Origin of the sequence: Pectobacterium parmentieri (assembly GCF_001742145.1) — a bacterium.
GTDB lineage: Bacteria > Pseudomonadota > Gammaproteobacteria > Enterobacterales > Enterobacteriaceae > Pectobacterium > Pectobacterium parmentieri.
Map to the genome: position 1 here is coordinate 4,378,838 of NZ_CP015749.1, position 19,829 is coordinate 4,398,666.

Sequence of the window (19,829 nt, forward strand, 5' to 3'; positions counted from 1 at the left end):
AATGCGCCAGTCCATCTGCCGCTATGGTTTTAATTTAAATCTAAACAATACGTTATCTGGTTCGCTATGTAATTTTGTTGTCACTATCACCTCATCATTATCTATAATAATATCTTTAAATTTATAATGATATGCTAATTCATCAGGTGGAGTAATTAATATAACCTCATTAAAAATGACATCATCCGCACGCGTGATTTTTAATGAAAGCCGAAAATCCTTAATTGAATGATTACAAACAAGAGAACACGTTATATTCTGATTTTTAAAAAACCTCTTTTTATGCACCCATTCATTTACATATCCGCTGTTCTCAAATTCATTAAGAGCAGAAGTTATTTCAGCAATTGGCAATATATCTCCACATTTATCCAACCCTGATTTGATGATTTCAATAAAATAACTATTTAAACAATAAATGGTTGTGCTTTTATATCTACTCTCGTCGATATAAATATCAACATTAAGAACATTTGATGAATTAACAAAAAAATATTTAGATGGGTGTCTTTTACCCACAAAGCAAACGGTTCTAAATCCTTTGGAACTGTATTTTAAATCCTTTATTTTTCTTTCAAGAAAATTACATATAGACCTACTCTGTTCCTTAAAAGGATATACTATTTCCTTTCCATAATCTTCTAATTCAGGGGAAATATAAATATTCTTCAATATCATGCTCTATGATGTCTCCTTAGGTCTAACGTATTTATATTCTTATCTGAATTTTTAAATCCCCAATCCAATGTTTTTTCCTAGATCCGGGATCACCGCTTCCTGATGAAAAAAACTGACATTATACTTCTTTCTGCCTACTTCGATAATCTCATAATCATGCTGGACTTTCTGCTAATTATTAGCGTTACCATGCAGTGCCTTCTCCTCATACCGGTTGTGGAAATAAAAATACGGAAATATTATTACGATCGCTTCCAATTATTATTTATTTTTTTCTTTCAGGGTGATATGTCGATATCGAGAAGGATGTATTTATTGCTGAACCTATATCATTGATACTTTCATCAATAGGAATAACGATAATATCATTGTTCATCATACTTTCCCAGGCTTTGATATTATGATTATCAAAAGGAATAATTTTTATTTTTTCCTCATCAAAATCTTTATAAAGGAGGACGATCCGGCAGTTTTTTATTAACCCGGTATACGACCTTGCACCTACCCAACTACAAAGCTGTTTTCGTAACTCTTTAAGTTCCCATGGTTTATACGCAGGATCAACTACATCATAATTATCTATCGCAGCCAGCGCTTCTTTTCCTAACGTAGTGATATCCACGTTTTTTGGCAATGCTGCGGCTAATGCGGCATTCTCACTGGGACTATCGACTATATTTTTAGATTGTCTTGAACGCTGAATAATAAAATATTTATCATTGTATTCATAAATAATAGCATCATATATTTTCATATCATTTCCTATAAACAACCGATAGTTGGCGGATCCATTTTTATAATTTTTTAGGAGGAAGCACCGTTCCTTTCATAGGACCACTTTCTATAATTCCATCGTGCTGCCCAATAAGCGGGTAACCCTTCTTTGGTTTTTGGTGTCGATAATGCGCAGGGGATCTCAAGACAAATTCAAATAAGAATTTAACTTATTCCAAAAATAAAAATCAAACGTACTTTCTTTATTTAAACCAAGAAGAGTTCCAATTCTTATATAATGTGGGATATCGATATTATCAGGGTTGAAACCTATAAGCATGAGATCTATAAACATTCCTTCATACGCCATTTCATATTCACCGTGCGCTAAGAAATGATTGACAGAGTTAATAGTTTTCTCGTCAAGATATTTTCCATAAGTATCAATCAGTTTTGAAATTGAGCTCTTTACTTCGATATAAAATGTCATCTCATCATTAATTTTCATATCACATTATAGTTTTTGGGGTAGGTGGAACATTGGTTGGATACGTTGTTGATATTTCTCTGAAAGTGTCGGATGCATTGGAGGGTAGAAATCCACTCTAATTTTTATCCCAGACCTCATTTCTGTTACATACGGTGAGTCCCATTTACTTACATCAGAAGTTGATGAGGGATCAGTAGTAATGTCTGATGCCTGTGGGCTGAGATGGCGAGCACAGTTGGGAAGCGTGCTGGCGTAATAGTACCAACAGCTAAGAATAAAAAACCGAAATGATCGTGAGATCGTTCCCGGGTTTTATTAACAATAATCTTAAATAATATTAATCCATTTTATAAAGCCGTCTCAAGAAAGATGTAAAAGAAGAATCAATGTTAATAATATTTCCTCCATCTGGGGCATATAAATGAACTTCACCCCAATCATCATATTTTAATGAAATAAATATTATATTACCACCAAGGTCATAGGAAAAAGGTACAAACTGCTTATACCCCCAGACACCATTCTGCCCATTATTAGGTTTTATTTCATGGATGTCTTCAATTAGCCTTTCAATAGTTAATTTTCCATGTTTAATAGGATTAAATCCATTTACAGGTAACCCCCATAATTCAGCTTCAACATCCGATTCAGAAACGAATCCACCATTGATTTTAAGGTAATGATCTTTAAATGAATCAGGAATGGAAACCGAGAAAATAGATTCAAAATCGCTCATTTCTTGGGGTGTTAATTTTTTTTGAGGAGAGATTAGTTCGGCCATGTTTAACCTTCGCCATGTTTTAAAAGTATATTTTCCCTGTAAAAAGTTGGCGCTGACTTACATCACCAATATGGGGAATTCCATTGTATGCATCGGTTCTTACTAACTGCGTTATTCCCATCCCTGGTAATCATCTAAATGGTGATAAACATTATTACTCCCATTTAAGCTAGAGGTCGAATTCTACCCAAACTCAGCCTGATTTACAGCTTTAAAATCTTCCTAATAATCACCAGTGTACTTTATCTTCATTATCGGATGAGTAGGACTACTATCAGGTTTAGGCGTTCTGGATTATTATAGAGAGCATTACTATTGACGTACTGCCCGGTAAAATAACGATCCGGCCATTAAAATAATCACTTTTTGTAGATTTAAAAAATTTATGTAATCACATTAAATTTTCTATTTCCACTCAGAGAGCTTAAAAAAGACTGACAGAAAGCGTCATTTTCACCAAAAGATATAATACCAAATCCGAGATCGTTATGAGGGTATATAGCCAAATTTAACTTTAAATTAACCATGAGAAAAACCTGACCTAATACACCTCCGTGTCCCATGATTAATTTACAAATGTCCATAAATCTATTATTATCAAAATGTAGGCTTAGGGAAGAGGTTGGCAATGGAATATCACCGTATAAATAATTTTCAAAATCATTATTAAGCGGCTTTAAATAGTTGTTATCTTTAGCGTAATTATATAGATCGCCATATTTATTTATTATGGCCTCATCAATTTCCCTTTCGTCATCAAAGGATAAAGCTGACAGAGCAAAAAAGTCGTCCCAATACGGAGAAAAAAAACCACTCACTATCTCTATAGATTCATCAATTAATGATGATGTGAATGGTGTGCTTTTTTCAAAATAACCAATCCATTTATTTGATGAACTAAAAGAATCAAAATTAATTTTTTCAAAATAAAAAGAATTATTTGTCAATTTTAATGATTTTCCCATCACTCATTCCCACTGTAATCTTTTTATTCAGGGTAGGTGAATTTTCCCCTATCCTAACCTTCCACTCCTTAGCTTATCACTATGAGTTGTATTACTTTTACTCTATATCTCTTGTATTTTTATAATCACTCCCCTATCGGTAAAATAAAAATCGGAAGGATTGTTGCGATCGCTTTCGGCTATTATTTATTTTAATATAACATCTTTAGGTTTTTTATCTGGAGATAGAATTAAAGAATCAAGATAATTAGGATTAAAGTAATCATTCCATGGGGAGAGTTTATAATAAGCATTCATTAATTCAATAATTAAACCAGAACCAATGGACTTAACACCAATAGACCCATTCGATCTTAAAGAACTTAAATCAATATACTTATCTAAATGGAAAACATTGGAGGAAGCAGAAAAAACCTTCCAATCACCAGAGTCCAATAAATCTCTTGTTACGAATAATACTGATATCAATTCATTGTCGGATAAAATGATCTCATTATCGGGGACGGCATCAACATGATGAGCATAAAAAGCACAGATTGCACTATTTAAAGCTTTTGGTTCAAAGCCCACAACTCTGCCGATACTGAACGAATGATCCTGCAAAGGTACGGTAAACAAATCGCCAATATTCCATTTTTTCTTTCTTGCAGCCATGTTTTAGCCTCTTTGCGTTACTAAGGTTGAGGGGTTCTGCCGCCATTTTTTCTATAGCGCTTATCAGACATCTGGTGACGTTTGTTCCCTAACGGACTACCTTTATTTATGCCTTTGGACGTTTGTTTTATACCGCTATATTCCCTGATTTTATTTTCCTCCAGAACATCCAAATTCACTCTACTCCAGGTCTGGCTTTTCCTAATATTTCATCGTCGCGTTTGATACCTAAAGCAGCATCATACTCAGCCTGACGAGCGGTAAATCTTTCATCAGATTTTTTCTGACCAACGAATTGTTCACCTGTCTGGGGATTTGTTCTTAAATAAACAATACCTTCTTTCTTGGCGTTTTTATCTTTGTTTTGATCAGGCCTTTGAGGCCCTTTCTTCTCCAGTCCAAAAGGGTCGACTCAAGCTAACGGGTTATACGCGTAGGCTTGAGACCTATCCCTCCTGGCAGTCCTATTGGATCATAGGGACAACTCTGGTGCAGTCGCACTTTCTAGTGAAGTCAATCTATTGAAGAAACTGTATTTTTAGGCAGAGTTTTCGGTGTTTTTAACAACCTGGCAACCCATAATTCCCGATGCGGACTTTTCCCCCAGACACGCTACCGCCATGCTGTGACTTCCCTGTCTGCCTGTGCCACATCATAGCAGCGGCGTCAGTCGCTGCCATTACTCATTTTGTTGCTGAACCGGGGTTTATTGCGGTGCGAGCACTTCCGCAGCTTGCCTGTGGGACGGAGAAACATCTGCCGGGTGCAGACTGGGTGGGTGATGATGAGGTACTGACGCTGGTAGGCGACTACCTGACGCAGAGCGTGTTACTCGCCAGTCGTTACTCATTGATGTGCTGCTCAGTAAACCACTATTCGGGCAGAACAGGAGAGCGTGCTGGCGTAATAATATCAACAGCTAAAAATCAAACAGCCGGAATGATCGCGAGATCGATTTCGGCGATTTGTTATTTAATAAAATATGCTAAACGCTCACCTGGTTTCAAATTTTCTCTTTTATAATAGAAAACAGTATCAAAGTTAATGGATATATGTTTTCCTATTGCCTTAAATGTAAATTCATCATCCGAATAGAAATTAATAATAAATTCATCTTCTAAATTGTCTTTAGATATTTTAATAAAATCATGGTTCACATCACATGGCCAGTCCAGTATTCCTTGAACAAATGATGGTGATTCAATAATTATTTCCAACGTATGGTAGTATGATAAATCATTACTCCCAACAATAATTAGACGTTCTCGGTCATATAAAAAAACAGAGAAATCTAACCAGCTTTGCTTCCAATCATGCTCTTTTATAGCGGATACTAAATCTTGTTCTTTCATGGGATTACTCCATTAGGTAAAGAAATATGAGTGCTATTTTTCGCAGCAGAACCCTAATTTGGATTATGACATTTCGGATTTGTTTTCAAAATAGAAGTATGGTGGCACGTACCATCAGATGATGCATATTTCCACTCATATCATTGATGAATATAAATATTCACACCACTTTGGTTTCTATCTACCCGATCTGTAGGGCCATTTGCGGAATTACTTCTTAAAGGAGCGTTAGGGATTATATTATGGACCCTTGCTTCGTATTTATAATTTCCCACTGAGAATATCTCTTTAAAATTGATTGGATAATGTTGTTCCAACAAACCTTGTCTGTGTAATGAATAATCAAACATTTCCTGAGATGACGCATTCTTAATTTCTGCATGAGCCTCAGATGCATTCGTTCCTTTACGCCACCGCGCGACGTCCGGCAGGCTTACCCGCACCAACTGGTCCTCGACTATCAACCTGAAAGGCCGCTGGCTGAAAAAGTGTGGCTTTATCGCCGGGATGCCCATGACGGTGACGGTGGAGCGGGGCAGGATTATTATTGAGATGCAGATTAATCTATAGCGGCTAACCAGCATATAAAAATCGGGAAGGAGCGTGGGGATCGCTTCCGGCCATTAAAATCAGATATTAATTTGGAAGTAGTATTTCTTCTGCAACGACTTCTATAACATCACCTGATTGAACTTCAATTTTCATTCTTTCAAACCCATCGAAATTTCTATCTAACTCAATAAGTTCATTAACACTTACACTCTCTCCCCATTCACCACCCTTAGGTATATTAATTAACTTAACACCATTAGCTTTTATGACAACTGGTTCAGAGTTACTGTTCAATAATCTGATAACAAGTTCCCCTTTGTTCCAATCAATTAATAAAGAAAGCAACGTCCAATCGTGCATGTTTATATTCATCATGGATCCATATCTAAGGGTAAATGAGTCAGAGGTAACTAAATTTCCATTTATATCCAGTCTTTCTCCTGCTGGATTATTAACATGGTAATGAGGATCACAAGACGCATCAGAATGAGTTAGTACCCTCTACATATTTAGGATCGATATATGAAGAGGTCGGCTCTTTGGCTATATCCTGCTCCGGCGTCAAATATTGCCTGCTCTCTGCATCATAGTCACGATGCTGGCAGACCCAACCCTCCCTCCGCTGTCAACCTTAAAGGCCGCTGGCTGGAAGAGTGTGGTTTATCGCCGGGATGCCAGTTGCCGTGACGGTGGAGCGGGGCAGGATTATTATTGAGACGCAGATTAATCTATAGTGACTGAATAACTTATAAAATAAAAATCTGGAAGGATCGAGTGATTGCTTCCGGTTTTTATTAAAAATGTTCTTTTATTGTTTTTTTATCACCACCAACATTTACCATGATGAAGTCATAAAATTTATAAAAACTATCAGACAATTTATAAATATTCCCTTCTTCATTCGTTTCTTGATAGTCAAAGTTATTATCAAAATGTATATGTGTTCTATCCCAATAATAAACAGCACTATCACTTTTTTCACAGTTAATAAAAAATGGATTACCACCAGGATCAGATCCAATGATAAATGGATTATCAAGAACCACTACTTCATTTCTAATTTCATTAGCCCTAAGTAAATCGAATGAAGGATTTATGGTATTAATCCCATACATTTCTTGAACATCTATCTCTCCATCATCCACTTTTGAGAAAGGTATAGTGCAATAAGATCCAGCACCGATATAAATACCATTATACTTTGTTAAAAAATCAATATAGTCCGAAGGGAAAATAATCCCATATTTAGATTCAACATCCTTTACATCCAAGTAGTCAATACCAATGGATAATTTTATTGCCATTTATCTCTCCTGAATTAACCACATTTATTATTTCTAATATTAGATGCGCCTCCCTTGTGGGTTAACTCTGAGTGAACATCTTTCGGTACTTCTTGCATCGTGGTGCCATTCTGATGATGGTGCTATGCATTCTTAGTATAATCAGCAGCCCCATTTGGGCTGGCGTATCTGCTTTTCCGAAGTCTCTAGAAAGTCCTTGCCCCTGGACACGCTACCGCCATGCTGTGACGTCCCTGTCTGCCTGTGTCACATCATAGCAGCGGCGCCAGCCGTTGCCATTACTCGTTTTGTTGCTGAACCGGGGTTTATTGCGGCGCAAGCCGTTCCGCAGCTTGCTTTGTAAGCATCCCGGCATTACACCCACATTGACCGCTTTGAGCGCGGCACATCCTGACCGGGCGGCGACACGTTAAAGCGTCTGGCCGATGCGCTGGATGTGACCGGGGATTACCTACTGGAAGGGGTGACGGATGAAGCGACTAAGGCAAGATTTGAAGACCGCGAACTACTGCGGCAGTTTCAGGAAGTGGAGCAGTTGCCCGATGAGGATAAGGAGGTGATTAAGAAGTTACTGGATGTCTTTTTAACCAAGAAGCAGATACAGGCGCCGGCAAAGTAACGGAGTTAACGCGGAACTGACGCGCTTGCAACACGTCAGTCCGCTCACCACAAGCAACTAACAGGAGCAATTACTATGGCTAAGACACATTCTAAGTCAGGCGCCACCGTTAATCATGAAGGAAAAACAGAGCGTTACTACACCGTGGATATGCTCCGCATAATGGTAAATCCAACCCGCCCTCGGCCATCAACCTTAAAGGCCGCTGGGTGGAAGAGTGTGGCTCTATCACCGGGATGCCGGTCACCGCCACGGTGCAGGATTATTATTGAGACGCAGATTAATTTGTAGCGGCTGACTAACAGCTAAAAATAAAAATCTGGAAGGATCGTAAAAATAATTTCCGGATTTTTCTATATTTTTTTAATTAACCCATCCAAATGATTAATGTGACTATTATTCAAATAACTAACTAGATTAGAGATGAAACATTCAGCTTGTTTCAAAAAACTATTGTAGCTAATTTTTTCAATATACTCGTCACACCAAACACTGGACAATCTCCAACTACCCTCAGTTTCCTGAAAGGATAATATAGGTCCTTCCTCATAGTCCATTGAGTAATAGATAAAATCACCACTCCCTACTGATATCCAAGCGGACAACTCTTTAGCCAACTCAAGTAATAAAATGTCTGATTCATCAAAAAAAACCTCATCGTTTACTTTTATTATCAAACGACCTTCTATTTCTGAAAGTAATTGTGGGTTAGGATTAACAGAAGGAATAGTTAGGTAATTAAAGTCAATGTTTGTTTTTCGTTCGCCGGGAGGGTATTCCATATTTTTCCATCATCTCCAACTATAACGCGAACTCGAGTTTTCCCCTTTGTACCAACTTGTCAGCCTCAATCAGTAACAACTCTAAACGAACCATCTTGATTATTTGGATAAAATTGCGCATTAGGAGAATTCAATGATTCTCTTACAATACCGCGAACATCTTCAACATTATTGGTATTAAATTGTGGCGCTCTTTTTGCTATTGAACCTTCCATATGCTTATCTTTTGGCGTCCAGCCTAAACGGATCACAGAACTCTAAAGGATTTGTGACATACCCCTGCGGCCTCATCCCGCCCAGCAGCCCTATCGGGTCCGGCGATAAATACTGCCCGCTCTCTGCATCATAGTAACGATGCTGGCTGTAGTAAAGCCCCGTTTCTGCATTGTACAACTGCCCCTGATAGCGCGGGAGGGGTGATAGGGCGGCGCTCTTCGCTGTGTGCCCCAGGCCCGTTCGCCGTGCCAGTGAATGTCGCCTTCCTCGCTGCACAGCTCTCTGGCGGTGCCTGTCAGATCTTCGCAAGCCTCAGATTGTGCCTTGAGGACGACTGCTGAAAATGGAGGGATTTGATACCCATCAGGGCGTTACCGTGAGGGGCTCGGAGGGGCATGACTATCATCACAGATAATAACGAGTTTCAGGGGCTGTGGCATGAATTTTATAAGGTAAAACAGGTGGTTAAAGGGGGGCGTGGTTTTTTAGTGAACTGACAGCGGCAGCTAAATAAAAAACAAGCCGGGAAGATTTAATATCTTGCTCGGCACATCAGTTATAAGGTAATTTATTCAATTGTATACATAGGTTCGTCATAATGTTCGATAATTAAAATATCTTCCAAATTACAATCAGGGTATATCCATTTATTCCAATTATCTAATATCCATTGATTGCTAATTGATCGGTTACTTACTGACTCACATTCATTCGGTAATCTAACCAATATCAGACCTGCTTTGTGACCAGTAGTCACAACCAAACTATATCCAGAGCCTTCATCCGGTATATCAACAACAAGCAGGTCAATATAACTCTCATAAGGCCAAATCGCAGGAAATCTAAAAACACAACCTCTTGATATTGTTTTTGATTTATATTCGATAAGTTTAGTCATCATTTAACCACCAAATTATGCTCACCGCTTTTATCAATGCTATTAGAAATAGGATTTTTCCCCATATCTATTTCAGCCATATGTTTACCGTTCTTCTTGCTTATTTGTTCAAAACACCCATGTTGAGCATCGACAGAAGAGTAATGTTTGCCATCCTGATAAATAGTTCTTCCCTTGTTCTTACTCTCTATGTTTTTCGCACGTGTCCACCCATTTTGATTAGCTACGCTTTCAGCCATATCTTTAACAACAGGGACTCTTTCGTTAACAGGGCGCTTTACTAAGCTTTTTTCAAAGTCAGCAACGGTTTGTCCATTGGGTAATTTACAACTAGCAAGACCGAACGGATCACACAACTCCAGCGGATTATGCACATACCCCTGCGGCCTTATTCCCCCAAGTAACCCTATCGGGTCCGGCGATAAATACTGCCCGCTCTCTGCATCATAGTAACGATGCCGATTGTAGTAAAGCCCCGTTTCTGCATCGTACCACTGCCTCTGATAGCGCAGTTAACAGTACACTTCTTCGTTGGCCGCATCCCCCAGATAACGTCGGAGTGGGATAGGGTGGCGTTCTTCACGGTGTGCGCCCCACAGACCCTGTTCGTCGCGCCAGTGAACGTCGCCTTCCTCGCTGCACAGTTCTCTGGCGGTGCCTGTCAGGTCGGTGACGATGTCGTTTCTAGGCCAGTCCTAACTATTAATAAATAAAGAAAAACAGAGCGTTACTACACTGTGAGATACGCCCCGCACAAACCTGTTGTAAACAGGTTTGAACAGCGTGAACTGGCCCGCAGGGCGAGTCTCAAAATGAGACGAGTATAATGATAAATCCAACCCACCCTCAGCGATCAACCTTAAAGGCTGCTGGCTGGAAAAGTCAGGTTTTATCACCGGGATGTCCGTCACCGTGGAGCGTGGCTGGATTATTATTGAGACGCAAATTAATTTGTAGAGGCTGATCAACATCTAAAAACCTACCGGAAGGATCGTGGTGATCTTTCCGGTAGATCTTAGTCAAAAAGAGCAATGTTAATTCAATAAAGATCTATATTTCACTTTCGCTCTGCTTTCAAATTAACACAAAAGTCATAAAATGATGGAGATATCATTACCGCATTATTAGGGTTGTCGTCGTTTTCCCATCGAATGTACTTCACGCAGCCGCTTTTAATATCAATCCAATAATCATTATCACCAGCATCGGCTGCAAAAGGAAAGTGAGATAAGCAAAAATTTTTTATTTCCTCAGAATATTTCTTTCTGCGTCGCCACACATCAATCAAGGATAAGATATGAGAGGAGCTATCATCAATATTCTGAGGGATGAAGTTAAAGCCCTCAACTTCCATTAAATTATAATCACCATCATGAATGTTATAAAAAACATCTCTGTAGTAAAATGCCCCGCCTTCAAGATAGCCACCGTTATACGCTATGTAAAAATCAACAAAAAAATCTTTACCGGGAAAAGAATAAGGGAGTAAAGAATTAATGGTTTGTTCTGATAACCCATTCAGGGAATGCTTAATTTTTATATTTGGATCAGAAAAAAATTTAATATTAGACATATCACCTCCTATTTTTTACCTTTACATACATCGAACCGCTGATTTCTTCTTGCCGCCTCATCTATAGCCTCCTGAGATCCCTATTTAAACCCAGTATCAGTCTCAAATTCGTGCGCACCACCTACATGCGGGTAACTGTGATATTCGGGATTGACAAATTGCATAGTCATTTCATTCGTTTGAGGGCTATAGCCAACATGATGGCTAATAAACACATCATAACGATAGTGCCACCGTGCGCTGTCCGGCAGGCTTACCCGCGCCACCACGCGGCCCGCGGCATCATGCCGTGCCGATGATTGCACTACCGCATCCGGCACCTTCAGTGTCTCAGCCAGACCCGGCGCTATCTGTGACACCTCGCACAGGTTCTGTTCGCTGCCGTAGCTAAACAGGCGTTCCGACTGCCACGCCAACTGCATTCTATGGCGTGCGACTGGCTCACGCAGAGTGGGTTACCCAGCCAGCCGCTAAGTATTACGTACTGCCCGGTAAAATAATCATTCGGGCAGAGGTGGGGAATATGCTGGCGTAATAACACCAACCGCTAAAAATAAAATAGCTGTAAGGATCGTGAAATCACTTTCGGCTATTTATTTTAAAATACATTTAATTATTTTTAGAGACTTCTCCCATTAACAAAACAATTTGGTAACGCCTCCATTAGCTCATTTTTCTCTTTAATGTTTGCTTGTATGGTTAAATAACGTAGATCTTTAAAACTTCTTAGTTTATCTATTGTACTTTTTGATTTGATAACTTTAGATTCTGATAAATTTAAAATAACCATATCACTATCACTAGATAAAGAATTCAAATCATGCAGCCAGTTATTCCCAGCAAGAGACACATATAGTGATTTTTTTATTTTATCAAGAAAATCAAAATTATTGATATTATTGCATTTATAAATATTAAAAAAACGGATGGAATCAAAAGGAAAAGATAAATCTATATTTTCTAGTTTTTGTAGATTGGATAAACGTATCCCTTCTATTTCCTTTCCAAATTTCAATAACTTTATTTTTTTAGAGCCAACCAACTCAACCTTTAATGGCGGGTTTGGCAGAATTGAAAAATCCAATTCAATGCTAGACTCTCCGATAGAATATAAACTTTCGAAATTAAATAGCTCGATTTTATCTTTCATTAAGTCATTTAAAGAACCAGCATGGGTTTCAGATACATTCTCTGCATTAAACCTAAGATATTTATTGCTTAATAATTGAATTAATGAAAACCAATCTTCCCCTGAAAAGCAATTATTAAAAAAAACACCACTAATATCATCAAGGCTTCTTATGCTTGGTGCATTTTCCAACCATAGTTGAAAATTAGGATCAATGAGACTTGCGTAATCATCATGAGGCTTTGATTTTATATATAATATAAGCTTATCTATATCCATAATATAGTCCTAATCAAAGTAAGAATTTGAAAAATCTATCTTCCCGGCAGAATTCGTATATTTAGACCATTTATCTGGAGCGACAGCCCTCCAACCTGAACTTTTATTCGCTAAAGAAATACCTTGAGAGTCCACCCCAATTTGTTCCTGTTCAAAGAAATATCTTACTCTCCTGGCACCTTGATCTTTCCGTCGAGTTGTATCTATGGGAGTAAAAGTAACTTATTGTCCTGACGCTAATCGACCACTAGTAATATGATCATCCATACGTGAATTAAAATCACCTGTTGAACAAGTATATATATTACCTTGTGTATCTGTAAACGTATATGTATCAGCATCCGCTTGATGCATCTTTACCGCTATTAATTGTTACTGTGGAGTTAGATCCTTTTACAGGACACATAGCATCAACCCACTTCAGCGGATTATGCACATACCCCTGCGGCCTTATTCCCCCAAGTAACCCTATCGGGTCCGGCGATAAATATTACCCGCTCTCTGCATCATAATAACGATGCTGGCAGGCCTAACCCGCCGTCAGCGATTAACCTAAAAGGCCGCTGGTTGGAAGAGTCGGGCTTTATCACCGGGATGCCGGTGACCGTCACAGTGGAGTGCGGCAGGATTATTATTGAGGCGCAGATTAATTTGTAGTGATTGAGCAGAGCATAAAATAAAAGGCCGGAAAGATCGTGAGAGCACTTCCGGATTTTTATTTTGTTAGTTATTATTATTTTTACTTAACAACAGTTCCCTCCAACCTTCTAAATATTTTCTAAACTTACCGATAGAGGATATGTCGATTTCCTCTTCAGAGTATTCATTATATATATTCACCCCAGTCTTTCTAACAGTAAGAGTATGTGCATTACCAGTAGCTTCCCAGACAGGAATTTTCCCTGAAATAACATCATCACAGGCTAATATATATTCATTCACCCCAGATAAGCTACCTTGTATATCTCCTTGAAGAAAATCAGAAATAATATGCAAATCCCATTCGGTTTCACATACAGGATACCCATCACTGCCATAGTAATATTTCATATACTTCCAATCATGAATAGGATATGCGGTATTAATATCCCCAGTTTTATCCAATCATCTCTCTATTGCCACGCCACTAGGAGAAACCCCAGACCATTTACCATTTGGTGAAACAGTACCGTTATTATAAGCCCATCTTATTTCCGACATAACTTTCTTTCTATTCCAAGAATTAGGGAAAAACGATGAGTCTCGACATTTAAATACTGGCTCGGTGATGAAAACCTACGGCTTTACCTTTCTTTTTTATTTCTCCATGAAATACATGTTCCGCATTGATTTTAGGATCACACTTATCCAGTCCAAACGGATCAACCCATTCCAATGGATTGTGAACATAACCCCGCGGCCTTATCCATCGACAGCCCTATCGGGTCCGGCGATAAATACTGCCCGCTCTCTGCATCATAGTAACGATGCCGGTTGTAGTAAAGCCCCGTTTCTGCATCGTACAACTGTCCCTGATAGCGCAGTTCACAGTGTGCGCCCACAGACCCTGTTCGCCGCGCCAGTGAATGTCGCCTTCTTCGCTGCACAGCTCTCTGGCGGTCCCTGCCTGGTCGGTGACGATGTAGTACAACTGCGTGCCGTCCGGCAGGCTTACGCGCACCAGCCGGTCCTGCACGTCCCAGTCAAAGTGGGTTTCCTTCGGCCTGAACCCTGGACGCGTTTCCCGTTTTATAGCCAGCGCCCGCAGTCGTCATACTGGTACTGCGTATGACCCCGCGCCACCACGCGGCCCGCGGCATCATACCATGCTGATGACTGAACCACCGCATCCTGCACCTTCAGTGTCTCAGCCAGACCCGGCGCTATCTGTGACACCTCGCACAGGTTCTGTTCGCTGTCGTGCCAAACAGGCGAGCCGATGGCGGCGTCCCTCGTCACGGTGCTCCGCCGTGACCTGACCGGCCCCGTTCAATCGGAAGGCCTGCTCACCCCAGTGGAGGTTTTTTACCCCCATCAATGGTTCAGATGTTAGATGGTGATTTCAGTACAAATAGAAAACATGCTAAATTAAGAAGAACTTTCGGTTAATTAATGGGTAGGTTTCTTTATATTTTAGAATAAGAATACAGCTACACATTTTCGTCTACATTCGATTTAAATTCGAAATACTCTCCCATAAAGGTAATAACTTCTGACAAATTAAAACTCAAAAAACCTAACACCTCTATAAACCATGATAAATATTCACTTACCTCATCAATATTTTCTTCATTTATAGATAAAAAACAAATGGCTAAGCGAGACATTAATGAAGATCTATCTTTGAAATTTCTGATGTTTTTATCGTCTATACATTGCCACCAATATGACAAGGCTAATTTTCTGTCTTCATTCGTTATTAATCTTCCTAAATATTTTTTCGTTATTTTAATAGGGTTGTTATCCTCATAGAAATTTATATTCAATAATTCAGTCACTTCAATTAAAAAACTAAGATATAATCTAACTGATAAGGTTTTATCATCTGGCCATCTAATCAAACCAATGTTTATAGTCACTTAGCAATCACTCCAAAATATTTAAGTATATCGTTACGATATGAATATGCTGCTTTTTTTATATGATGTCCAGCGCCTGAAGTTCCAATGTTAATATCCCTAGAAGAAGCACCTGTTATACCAACACCAGCGTTAACCTTAAAGGCCGCTGGCTGGAAGAGTGTGGCTTTATCACCGGGATGCCGGCGACAGCCACGGTGGCGCGGGGCAGGATTATTATTGAGACGAAGATTAATTTGTAGCAATTAACCAACAGATAAAAATAAAATCCAGAAGGATCGTGTGATCGCTTCCGGATTTTATTTTACAAGAGAAAATGCTGGTTTTTTGTTTTTTAACTGACAGAGAAAAAATTTTAACACCTATACCATATTCAGCATCATCACATTATCTAAATATCAATTTAATATACTCACTCAAGCTCGTAAAGCCTATCAAGTTCACTTTCCTTTATTCTTGTGTAACCTTTAGGGGGGAGTTCTACTTCTGGATATAAAATCCTTATTTGCTCATCTAAATTAATGCCATCGTTAAAATATGTAGTAAGCCTTTTTTTTATTTTCTCTACACTACCATTCATACTTAACAACTCAAAAGAATATAATATATCTTTATGTTTATTAGGCTCTAAATCTTGTACTAAAATCCTAGTATCACTAGGATCAAACACGATCCCATATTTTATTAAATTCAGTCCAAAAATCCCTGTGTTTTTTCTTACTGATGAATAATTAAGTCCAACTAAATAACGAGCACGCTCATTAAATATGACCTCTAATTTGATATTTCTATGGAGCAAGGCTAGCAACCGATGAGCTGCGACCACAATGCAAAAAAGCACTTTTTCTTCATTTAAATTTATTCCATTCCATTCATCTTTTTCTCTGATAATATCAAAAAACTCCATCTGACAATCATCTCTTAACTGGGCAACTGTATATCCAATTCCTTCTAAATAAATTGAGAAAACAGCATTTTCGATTAACTCTTTTTTCTTTATTTTGGACATTTCGTTTTCTTCTCCTTTTCCATTTCCCTGTGTCTATCTGCGGCAGCTAAATAATCATCTCTACGTGGATTATTTGGGCCTACTGGATTTTGTTTGTTTGATGTCTTTCCTAAACTACCGAGGTCTTCAAAGGTACGTTGCTCCAAGCCTCGTGCAGTATATTTCCCGTCAAGGCCTTCGCCCTTGTAGATAGGTACTGGTTTCACATCAAATGCCTCAAAATTATTTCCGTATCGATAATTGAGCACATCTTGTGCGGAATGCCCTAGCCCAGGTTTACTTGCATATCCCACATAAGGTTTGCCATCTTTCATACCTTGATAGGTAATGTGCGTCGCGTTTGCCGGATCACCTGCCAACCCCAACGGATCAACCCACATTAACGGATTATGCACATACCCCTGCGGCCTTATTCCCCTACAGCCCTATCGGGTCCGGCGATAAATACTGTCCGCTCTCTGCATCATAGTAACGATGCCGGTTGTAGTAACACTCCGTTTCTGCATCTTACAACTGTCCCTGATAGCGCAGTTCACAGTACACTTCTTCGTTCGCCGCATCCCCCAGATAACGCAGGGCGTCTTTCTTCACGGTGGAGCGGGGGAGAATTATTATTGAGATGCAGATTAATTTGTAGCGAATAACTAACTTATAAAATAAAAATTCGGAAGGATCGTGAGATCGCTTCCAGCTATTTAATGTTTATAAAACAAAGCTAACTCTTTATAAGAGAGTTTACTTTTATAGATATTAGCGGCTTCCACATGATTTCTATCTTTGTGTCTATAACGTGGGAAATAACTTCAGTAAAAATATACTCTCCGCTCCTGTCCTTTCTTAATACAATATCGGTAACACCTTCTGTTAGATACTGAATTATTACGTGCTCATCTGCTAATAGTTTTACTTGAACCCAGCCTTCCGTAACATTATATGAAAATTCAATAGTTGTTCCATGGTTAGAGACTGTATAAGCCATACATTGTAAGTCAGAAGATATATATGACGGCTCTGATTCAAAAAATGATAAAAAATCAATATCATCAGGGTAGTTAACTATATGTCTCACAATCAACCTCATGATTTAGGAATAGTAATAAGAAAACGTCGTGCACCACTCAGCATTATCTCATATGTTGTTTCAGGCATTGTTGCCTTTCCCGAAGGCCCTATAAGAAGGGATTCACGAATTTCTTGTAGTATTCCGCCATGCCCCCTAAACACACCAGTAACATTGCTACTTCCTTTAAGCGACTCACTAAAGTGATCAGTCAACATTTTTCTTCCTTGCAAACTATCATCTATCCCCACCTTTTTCATGGAATCCATCAACTGACCAGAACGAGCAGTACTGTGCGGACTGCTATTTACACGCTCAAATAAATAATCAAATTTCTTTGAGTCAAACTCAAGGTCTTTATTATATGGGTTAGGGAAATTAGATGATTCTCTGGCTCTCCGACTTGCCTCAATATTATCAAGTATCCTCTGCCGCTGTTCACATGCTGATTCAGCTAATCCCAGAGGGTCAACACGGGTCAGTGGATTGTGAACGTAAGCTTGGGGGCCTTATCCCTCCCGCTAAACCTATCGGGTCCGGCGATGAATACTGTCCACTTTCTGCATCATAGTAACGATGCCGGTTGTAGTAAAACCCCGTTTCTGCATCGTACAGCGCAGTTCGCAGTACACTTCGGGCAGAGCAGGGAAGTATGCTGGCGTAATAATACCAACCACTAAAAATAAAAGCCGGAAGGATCGTGTGATCGCTTCCGGCTATTCTTTATTTTAATATAACATCTTTAGGTTTCTTTTCTGAGGATATCAAGAGCGAGTCAAGAAAATCCGGTTCATAAAAATCATTCCAAAAAGATAATTTATAATAGGCATCCATTAACTTTATCACTAAACCAGAACCGATAGATTCCACACCAATAAATTCATCATTTCTTAGTCTGTCGAGGTTAATATATCTCTCCAAATAAAAAAAATTAGAAGAAGAGGCGAAAATTTTCCAATCGCCAGAGTCCAATAAATCTCTTGTCACGAACAATACCGATATTAACTCATCGTCGGGTAAAACAATTTCATCATCAGGAGCGGTATCAATACGATGAGAATAAAAAGCACAGATTGCGCTATTTAAAGCTTCTGGTTCAAAGCCCACAACTCTGCCGATACTGAACGAATGATCTTTCAAAGGTACAGTAAATAAATCGCCAATATTCCATTTTTGCTTTTTCTTTCTTGCAGCCATTTTTCAGCCTCTTTGCGTTAATAATGTCGCGGGGTTCTACCGAAATTTTTTCTATAGCGCTTATCAGACATTTGGTGACGTTTATTTCCTAACGAACCACCTTTGTTTGTGCCTTTAGACGTTTGTTTTATACCACCATATTCCCTGATTTTACTTTCCTCCAGAACATCCAAATCCACGCCAAGCTCGGCCCGCCCTAATATTTATACTTATGTTGAACCCCTAAAGCAGCATCATGCTTAGCCTGACGAGCAGCAAATCTTTCATCAGATTTAGCCTGGCCAACATATTGTTCACCTGTTTGAAGATTTGTTCTTAAATAAACAACACCTTCTTTCTTGGCATCTTTATCTTTGTTTTGATCAAGCCCTTGAGGTCCTTTCTTCTCTAACCCCAGCGGATCCACCCACTCCAATGGATTGTGAACATCGGCTTGAGGTCTAATACCACCCAGCAACCCTATCGGGTCCGGCGATAAATACTGCCCGCTCTCTGCATCATAGTAACTATGCCGGTTGTAGCAAAGCCCCGTTTCTGCATCGTATAACTGTCCCTGATAGCGCAGTTCGCAGTACACTTCTTCGTTGGCCGCATCCCCCAGATAACGTCGGAGTGGGATAGGGCGTCTTTCTTCACGGTGTGCGCCCCATAGACCCTGTTCGCCGCGCCAGTGGATTTCGCCTTCCTCGCTGCACAGCTCTCTGGCGGTCCCTGTCAGGTCAGGGACGATGTAGCTTCTAATTTAGTTCTAACTATTAATAAAGTAAGCAAAAACAGAGAATTACTACACCGTGGGATACGCCCCGCACAAACCTGTTGTAAACAGGTTTGAACAGCGTTAGCTGGCTCGCAGGGCGAGTCTCAAAATGAGACGAGTAAAATGGTAAATCCAACCCGCCCTCGGCCATCAACCTTAAAGGCCGCTGGCTGGAAGAGTGTGGCTTTATCACCGGAATGCCCGTTACAGTCATGATGGAGCGCGGCAGGATTATTATTGAGACCGAGATTAATTTGTAGAT

The 19,829-nt window shown here is 39.4% G+C and carries 29 protein-coding genes and 7 pseudogenes; 8 read left to right on the top strand and 28 right to left on the bottom strand.

Annotated features, from left to right (window positions below):
- Nucleotides 1-21: 21 nt before the first annotated feature.
- The 7 genes from A8F97_RS19860 to A8F97_RS19890 form a co-directional block, all read right to left on the bottom strand.
- Nucleotides 22-678, bottom strand: coding sequence for a hypothetical protein (locus tag A8F97_RS19860; protein ID WP_069704191.1), 657 nt, complete (start codon nucleotides 676-678; stop codon nucleotides 22-24).
- Between the two features lie 265 nt (nucleotides 679-943).
- The gene (locus tag A8F97_RS19865; RefSeq protein WP_033072494.1) at nucleotides 944-1,432 is read right to left on the bottom strand and encodes a contact-dependent growth inhibition system immunity protein; all 489 of its coding nucleotides are present in this window, start codon (nucleotides 1,430-1,432) and stop codon (nucleotides 944-946) included.
- 162 nt (nucleotides 1,433-1,594) lie between these two features.
- Nucleotides 1,595-1,900, bottom strand: a complete 306-nt coding sequence (locus tag A8F97_RS19870) for a hypothetical protein (RefSeq protein WP_033072495.1) — start codon at nucleotides 1,898-1,900, stop codon at nucleotides 1,595-1,597.
- A gap of 319 nt (nucleotides 1,901-2,219) precedes the next feature.
- Entirely contained in the window at nucleotides 2,220-2,663 is a 444-nt protein-coding gene (locus tag A8F97_RS19875; protein ID WP_015731461.1) for an SMI1/KNR4 family protein, read from the bottom strand.
- Between the two features lie 383 nt (nucleotides 2,664-3,046).
- The gene (locus A8F97_RS19880; protein ID WP_033072496.1) at nucleotides 3,047-3,628 is read right to left on the bottom strand and encodes a hypothetical protein; all 582 of its coding nucleotides are present in this window, start codon (nucleotides 3,626-3,628) and stop codon (nucleotides 3,047-3,049) included.
- Nucleotides 3,629-3,814: 186 nt separating this feature from the next.
- A complete protein-coding gene (locus A8F97_RS19885; protein ID WP_033072497.1) occupies nucleotides 3,815-4,282 on the bottom strand; it encodes an Imm26 family immunity protein in 468 nt (155 codons plus the stop codon).
- A gap of 968 nt (nucleotides 4,283-5,250) precedes the next feature.
- Nucleotides 5,251-5,634, bottom strand: coding sequence for a hypothetical protein (locus tag A8F97_RS19890; protein WP_033072498.1), 384 nt, complete (start codon nucleotides 5,632-5,634; stop codon nucleotides 5,251-5,253).
- Nucleotides 5,635-6,114: 480 nt separating this feature from the next.
- On the opposite strand from A8F97_RS19890, the gene A8F97_RS23610 reads away from it, so the two are divergent.
- Nucleotides 6,115-6,204 carry a type I toxin-antitoxin system SymE family toxin gene (locus A8F97_RS23610; protein WP_232487025.1) on the top strand — a complete coding sequence of 30 codons (90 nt, stop codon included), beginning with the start codon at nucleotides 6,115-6,117 and terminating at the stop codon, nucleotides 6,202-6,204.
- A gap of 66 nt (nucleotides 6,205-6,270) precedes the next feature.
- Here the strand turns inward: A8F97_RS23610 and A8F97_RS19900 are convergent, their stop codons facing one another.
- Complete coding sequence (locus tag A8F97_RS19900) at nucleotides 6,271-6,546, bottom strand: hypothetical protein (RefSeq protein WP_025919684.1); 276 nt, start codon at nucleotides 6,544-6,546, stop codon at nucleotides 6,271-6,273.
- A 162-nt stretch (nucleotides 6,547-6,708) separates the two neighbouring features.
- Between A8F97_RS19900 and A8F97_RS25060 the strand changes: the two genes are divergently transcribed.
- Entirely contained in the window at nucleotides 6,709-6,873 is a 165-nt protein-coding gene (locus A8F97_RS25060; RefSeq protein ID WP_232487879.1) for a type I toxin-antitoxin system SymE family toxin, read from the top strand.
- A gap of 107 nt (nucleotides 6,874-6,980) precedes the next feature.
- On the opposite strand, the gene A8F97_RS19905 is transcribed toward A8F97_RS25060, so the two are convergent.
- A complete protein-coding gene (locus A8F97_RS19905; RefSeq protein WP_033072500.1) occupies nucleotides 6,981-7,490 on the bottom strand; it encodes an SMI1/KNR4 family protein in 510 nt (169 codons plus the stop codon).
- 14 nt (nucleotides 7,491-7,504) lie between these two features.
- Complete coding sequence (locus A8F97_RS25275) at nucleotides 7,505-7,588, bottom strand: HNH endonuclease (RefSeq protein WP_071822904.1); 84 nt, start codon at nucleotides 7,586-7,588, stop codon at nucleotides 7,505-7,507.
- A gap of 365 nt (nucleotides 7,589-7,953) precedes the next feature.
- On the opposite strand from A8F97_RS25275, the gene A8F97_RS24815 reads away from it, so the two are divergent.
- Both A8F97_RS24815 and A8F97_RS25280 read left to right on the top strand, forming a co-directional pair.
- Nucleotides 7,954-8,109, top strand: a complete 156-nt coding sequence (locus A8F97_RS24815; protein WP_227001565.1) for a hypothetical protein — start codon at nucleotides 7,954-7,956, stop codon at nucleotides 8,107-8,109.
- 188 nt (nucleotides 8,110-8,297) lie between these two features.
- The gene (locus A8F97_RS25280) at nucleotides 8,298-8,381 is read left to right on the top strand and encodes a type I toxin-antitoxin system SymE family toxin (protein ID WP_232830247.1); all 84 of its coding nucleotides are present in this window, start codon (nucleotides 8,298-8,300) and stop codon (nucleotides 8,379-8,381) included.
- Nucleotides 8,382-8,462: 81 nt separating this feature from the next.
- Here the strand turns inward: A8F97_RS25280 and A8F97_RS19915 are convergent, their stop codons facing one another.
- The 5 genes and pseudogenes from A8F97_RS19915 to A8F97_RS25285 form a co-directional block, all read right to left on the bottom strand.
- Complete coding sequence (locus A8F97_RS19915; RefSeq protein ID WP_050512701.1) at nucleotides 8,463-8,891, bottom strand: DUF7878 domain-containing protein; 429 nt, start codon at nucleotides 8,889-8,891, stop codon at nucleotides 8,463-8,465.
- Nucleotides 8,892-8,956: 65 nt separating this feature from the next.
- On the bottom strand, nucleotides 8,957-9,106 hold the full coding sequence (locus tag A8F97_RS24255) for a class II fructose-bisphosphate aldolase (protein WP_141650736.1): 150 nt from the start codon (nucleotides 9,104-9,106) through the stop codon (nucleotides 8,957-8,959).
- Nucleotides 9,107-9,125: 19 nt separating this feature from the next.
- A pseudogene (locus A8F97_RS23630) lies at nucleotides 9,126-9,409 on the bottom strand (RHS repeat-associated core domain-containing protein); the annotation flags it as partial.
- Between the two features lie 266 nt (nucleotides 9,410-9,675).
- Nucleotides 9,676-10,008 (bottom strand): Imm45 family immunity protein, encoded by a 333-nt coding sequence (imm45, locus tag A8F97_RS23635; RefSeq protein WP_082218663.1) that lies wholly within the window; start codon nucleotides 10,006-10,008, stop codon nucleotides 9,676-9,678.
- A 323-nt stretch (nucleotides 10,009-10,331) separates the two neighbouring features.
- A pseudogene (locus A8F97_RS25285) lies at nucleotides 10,332-10,682 on the bottom strand (RHS repeat-associated core domain-containing protein); the annotation flags it as partial.
- A 196-nt stretch (nucleotides 10,683-10,878) separates the two neighbouring features.
- Here A8F97_RS25285 and A8F97_RS24260 point away from each other — a divergent pair.
- Nucleotides 10,879-10,962, top strand: coding sequence for a hypothetical protein (locus A8F97_RS24260; protein ID WP_232487044.1), 84 nt, complete (start codon nucleotides 10,879-10,881; stop codon nucleotides 10,960-10,962).
- Nucleotides 10,963-11,062: 100 nt separating this feature from the next.
- On the opposite strand, the gene A8F97_RS19930 is transcribed toward A8F97_RS24260, so the two are convergent.
- The 4 genes and pseudogenes from A8F97_RS19930 to A8F97_RS25295 form a co-directional block, all read right to left on the bottom strand.
- Nucleotides 11,063-11,578, bottom strand: a complete 516-nt coding sequence (locus tag A8F97_RS19930) for an SMI1/KNR4 family protein (RefSeq protein WP_033072503.1) — start codon at nucleotides 11,576-11,578, stop codon at nucleotides 11,063-11,065.
- Nucleotides 11,579-11,658: 80 nt separating this feature from the next.
- On the bottom strand, nucleotides 11,659-12,000 hold the full coding sequence (locus tag A8F97_RS25360) for a hypothetical protein (RefSeq protein WP_069704193.1): 342 nt from the start codon (nucleotides 11,998-12,000) through the stop codon (nucleotides 11,659-11,661).
- 197 nt (nucleotides 12,001-12,197) lie between these two features.
- Complete coding sequence (locus tag A8F97_RS19940) at nucleotides 12,198-12,986, bottom strand: hypothetical protein (protein ID WP_033072505.1); 789 nt, start codon at nucleotides 12,984-12,986, stop codon at nucleotides 12,198-12,200.
- 403 nt (nucleotides 12,987-13,389) lie between these two features.
- Nucleotides 13,390-13,509 (bottom strand): annotated as a pseudogene (locus tag A8F97_RS25295) (RHS repeat-associated core domain-containing protein); the annotation flags it as partial.
- A gap of 44 nt (nucleotides 13,510-13,553) precedes the next feature.
- Between A8F97_RS25295 and A8F97_RS24925 the strand changes: the two are divergent.
- Nucleotides 13,554-13,643 (top strand): SymE family type I addiction module toxin, encoded by a 90-nt coding sequence (locus tag A8F97_RS24925; RefSeq protein WP_232487944.1) that lies wholly within the window; start codon nucleotides 13,554-13,556, stop codon nucleotides 13,641-13,643.
- 66 nt (nucleotides 13,644-13,709) lie between these two features.
- Here the strand turns inward: A8F97_RS24925 and A8F97_RS19945 are convergent, their stop codons facing one another.
- The 3 genes and pseudogenes from A8F97_RS19945 to A8F97_RS19960 form a co-directional block, all read right to left on the bottom strand.
- On the bottom strand, nucleotides 13,710-14,090 hold the full coding sequence (locus tag A8F97_RS19945; RefSeq protein WP_375154054.1) for a hypothetical protein: 381 nt from the start codon (nucleotides 14,088-14,090) through the stop codon (nucleotides 13,710-13,712).
- 232 nt (nucleotides 14,091-14,322) lie between these two features.
- A pseudogene (locus A8F97_RS24840) lies at nucleotides 14,323-15,003 on the bottom strand (RHS repeat domain-containing protein); the annotation flags it as partial.
- Nucleotides 15,004-15,115: 112 nt separating this feature from the next.
- Nucleotides 15,116-15,544 (bottom strand): hypothetical protein, encoded by a 429-nt coding sequence (locus tag A8F97_RS19960; RefSeq protein ID WP_050512604.1) that lies wholly within the window; start codon nucleotides 15,542-15,544, stop codon nucleotides 15,116-15,118.
- A 152-nt stretch (nucleotides 15,545-15,696) separates the two neighbouring features.
- Here A8F97_RS19960 and A8F97_RS24930 point away from each other — a divergent pair, with 152 nt between their 5' ends.
- The gene (locus tag A8F97_RS24930; RefSeq protein WP_237029078.1) at nucleotides 15,697-15,786 is read left to right on the top strand and encodes a type I toxin-antitoxin system SymE family toxin; all 90 of its coding nucleotides are present in this window, start codon (nucleotides 15,697-15,699) and stop codon (nucleotides 15,784-15,786) included.
- Between the two features lie 170 nt (nucleotides 15,787-15,956).
- On the opposite strand, the gene A8F97_RS19965 is transcribed toward A8F97_RS24930, so the two are convergent.
- The 6 genes and pseudogenes from A8F97_RS19965 to A8F97_RS25310 form a co-directional block, all read right to left on the bottom strand.
- On the bottom strand, nucleotides 15,957-16,553 hold the full coding sequence (locus A8F97_RS19965) for a hypothetical protein (RefSeq protein ID WP_033070841.1): 597 nt from the start codon (nucleotides 16,551-16,553) through the stop codon (nucleotides 15,957-15,959).
- A 296-nt stretch (nucleotides 16,554-16,849) separates the two neighbouring features.
- A pseudogene (locus tag A8F97_RS25300) lies at nucleotides 16,850-17,126 on the bottom strand (RHS repeat-associated core domain-containing protein); the annotation flags it as partial.
- 504 nt (nucleotides 17,127-17,630) lie between these two features.
- Nucleotides 17,631-17,882, bottom strand: coding sequence for a hypothetical protein (locus A8F97_RS19980; RefSeq protein WP_127087983.1), 252 nt, complete (start codon nucleotides 17,880-17,882; stop codon nucleotides 17,631-17,633).
- Between the two features lie 167 nt (nucleotides 17,883-18,049).
- Nucleotides 18,050-18,222, bottom strand: a pseudogene (locus tag A8F97_RS25305) (RHS repeat-associated core domain-containing protein); the annotation flags it as partial.
- A 114-nt stretch (nucleotides 18,223-18,336) separates the two neighbouring features.
- Complete coding sequence (locus A8F97_RS19985; RefSeq protein WP_033070838.1) at nucleotides 18,337-18,810, bottom strand: Imm26 family immunity protein; 474 nt, start codon at nucleotides 18,808-18,810, stop codon at nucleotides 18,337-18,339.
- 388 nt (nucleotides 18,811-19,198) lie between these two features.
- Nucleotides 19,199-19,543 (bottom strand): annotated as a pseudogene (locus A8F97_RS25310) (RHS repeat domain-containing protein); the annotation flags it as partial.
- A 194-nt stretch (nucleotides 19,544-19,737) separates the two neighbouring features.
- On the opposite strand from A8F97_RS25310, the gene A8F97_RS23675 reads away from it, so the two are divergent.
- Nucleotides 19,738-19,827: a type I toxin-antitoxin system SymE family toxin gene (locus tag A8F97_RS23675; protein WP_230856870.1), complete on the top strand. Its 90-nt coding sequence runs from the start codon at nucleotides 19,738-19,740 to the stop codon at nucleotides 19,825-19,827.
- The last annotated feature ends 2 nt before the right edge of the window (nucleotides 19,828-19,829 follow it).

What these genes read in the sequence shown, in the direction of transcription:
- A8F97_RS19860 (WP_069704191.1), bottom strand. Translation starts at nt 678, where the DNA reads ATGATATTGAAGAATATTTATATTTCCCCTGAATTAGAAGATTATGGA.
- A8F97_RS19865 (WP_033072494.1), bottom strand. Translation starts at nt 1,432, where the DNA reads ATGAAAATATATGATGCTATTATTTATGAATACAATGATAAATATTTT.
- A8F97_RS19870 (WP_033072495.1), bottom strand. Translation starts at nt 1,900, where the DNA reads ATGAAAATTAATGATGAGATGACATTTTATATCGAAGTAAAGAGCTCA.
- A8F97_RS19875 (WP_015731461.1), bottom strand. Translation starts at nt 2,663, where the DNA reads ATGGCCGAACTAATCTCTCCTCAAAAAAAATTAACACCCCAAGAAATG.
- A8F97_RS19880 (WP_033072496.1), bottom strand. Translation starts at nt 3,628, where the DNA reads ATGGGAAAATCATTAAAATTGACAAATAATTCTTTTTATTTTGAAAAA.
- A8F97_RS19885 (WP_033072497.1), bottom strand. Translation starts at nt 4,282, where the DNA reads ATGGCTGCAAGAAAGAAAAAATGGAATATTGGCGATTTGTTTACCGTA.
- A8F97_RS19890 (WP_033072498.1), bottom strand. Translation starts at nt 5,634, where the DNA reads ATGAAAGAACAAGATTTAGTATCCGCTATAAAAGAGCATGATTGGAAG.
- A8F97_RS19900 (WP_025919684.1), bottom strand. Translation starts at nt 6,546, where the DNA reads ATGCACGATTGGACGTTGCTTTCTTTATTAATTGATTGGAACAAAGGG.
- A8F97_RS25060 (WP_232487879.1), top strand. Translation starts at nt 6,709, where the DNA reads ATGAAGAGGTCGGCTCTTTGGCTATATCCTGCTCCGGCGTCAAATATT.
- A8F97_RS19905 (WP_033072500.1), bottom strand. Translation starts at nt 7,490, where the DNA reads ATGGCAATAAAATTATCCATTGGTATTGACTACTTGGATGTAAAGGAT.
- A8F97_RS25275 (WP_071822904.1), bottom strand. Translation starts at nt 7,588, where the DNA reads ATGCAAGAAGTACCGAAAGATGTTCACTCAGAGTTAACCCACAAGGGA.
- A8F97_RS19915 (WP_050512701.1), bottom strand. Translation starts at nt 8,891, where the DNA reads ATGGAATACCCTCCCGGCGAACGAAAAACAAACATTGACTTTAATTAC.
- A8F97_RS24255 (WP_141650736.1), bottom strand. Translation starts at nt 9,106, where the DNA reads ATGGAAGGTTCAATAGCAAAAAGAGCGCCACAATTTAATACCAATAAT.
- imm45 (WP_082218663.1), bottom strand. Translation starts at nt 10,008, where the DNA reads ATGATGACTAAACTTATCGAATATAAATCAAAAACAATATCAAGAGGT.
- A8F97_RS19930 (WP_033072503.1), bottom strand. Translation starts at nt 11,578, where the DNA reads ATGTCTAATATTAAATTTTTTTCTGATCCAAATATAAAAATTAAGCAT.
- A8F97_RS25360 (WP_069704193.1), bottom strand. Translation starts at nt 12,000, where the DNA reads ATGCAGTTGGCGTGGCAGTCGGAACGCCTGTTTAGCTACGGCAGCGAA.
- A8F97_RS19940 (WP_033072505.1), bottom strand. Translation starts at nt 12,986, where the DNA reads ATGGATATAGATAAGCTTATATTATATATAAAATCAAAGCCTCATGAT.
- A8F97_RS19965 (WP_033070841.1), bottom strand. Translation starts at nt 16,553, where the DNA reads ATGTCCAAAATAAAGAAAAAAGAGTTAATCGAAAATGCTGTTTTCTCA.
- A8F97_RS19980 (WP_127087983.1), bottom strand. Translation starts at nt 17,882, where the DNA reads ATGGATTCCATGAAAAAGGTGGGGATAGATGATAGTTTGCAAGGAAGA.
- A8F97_RS19985 (WP_033070838.1), bottom strand. Translation starts at nt 18,810, where the DNA reads ATGGCTGCAAGAAAGAAAAAGCAAAAATGGAATATTGGCGATTTATTT.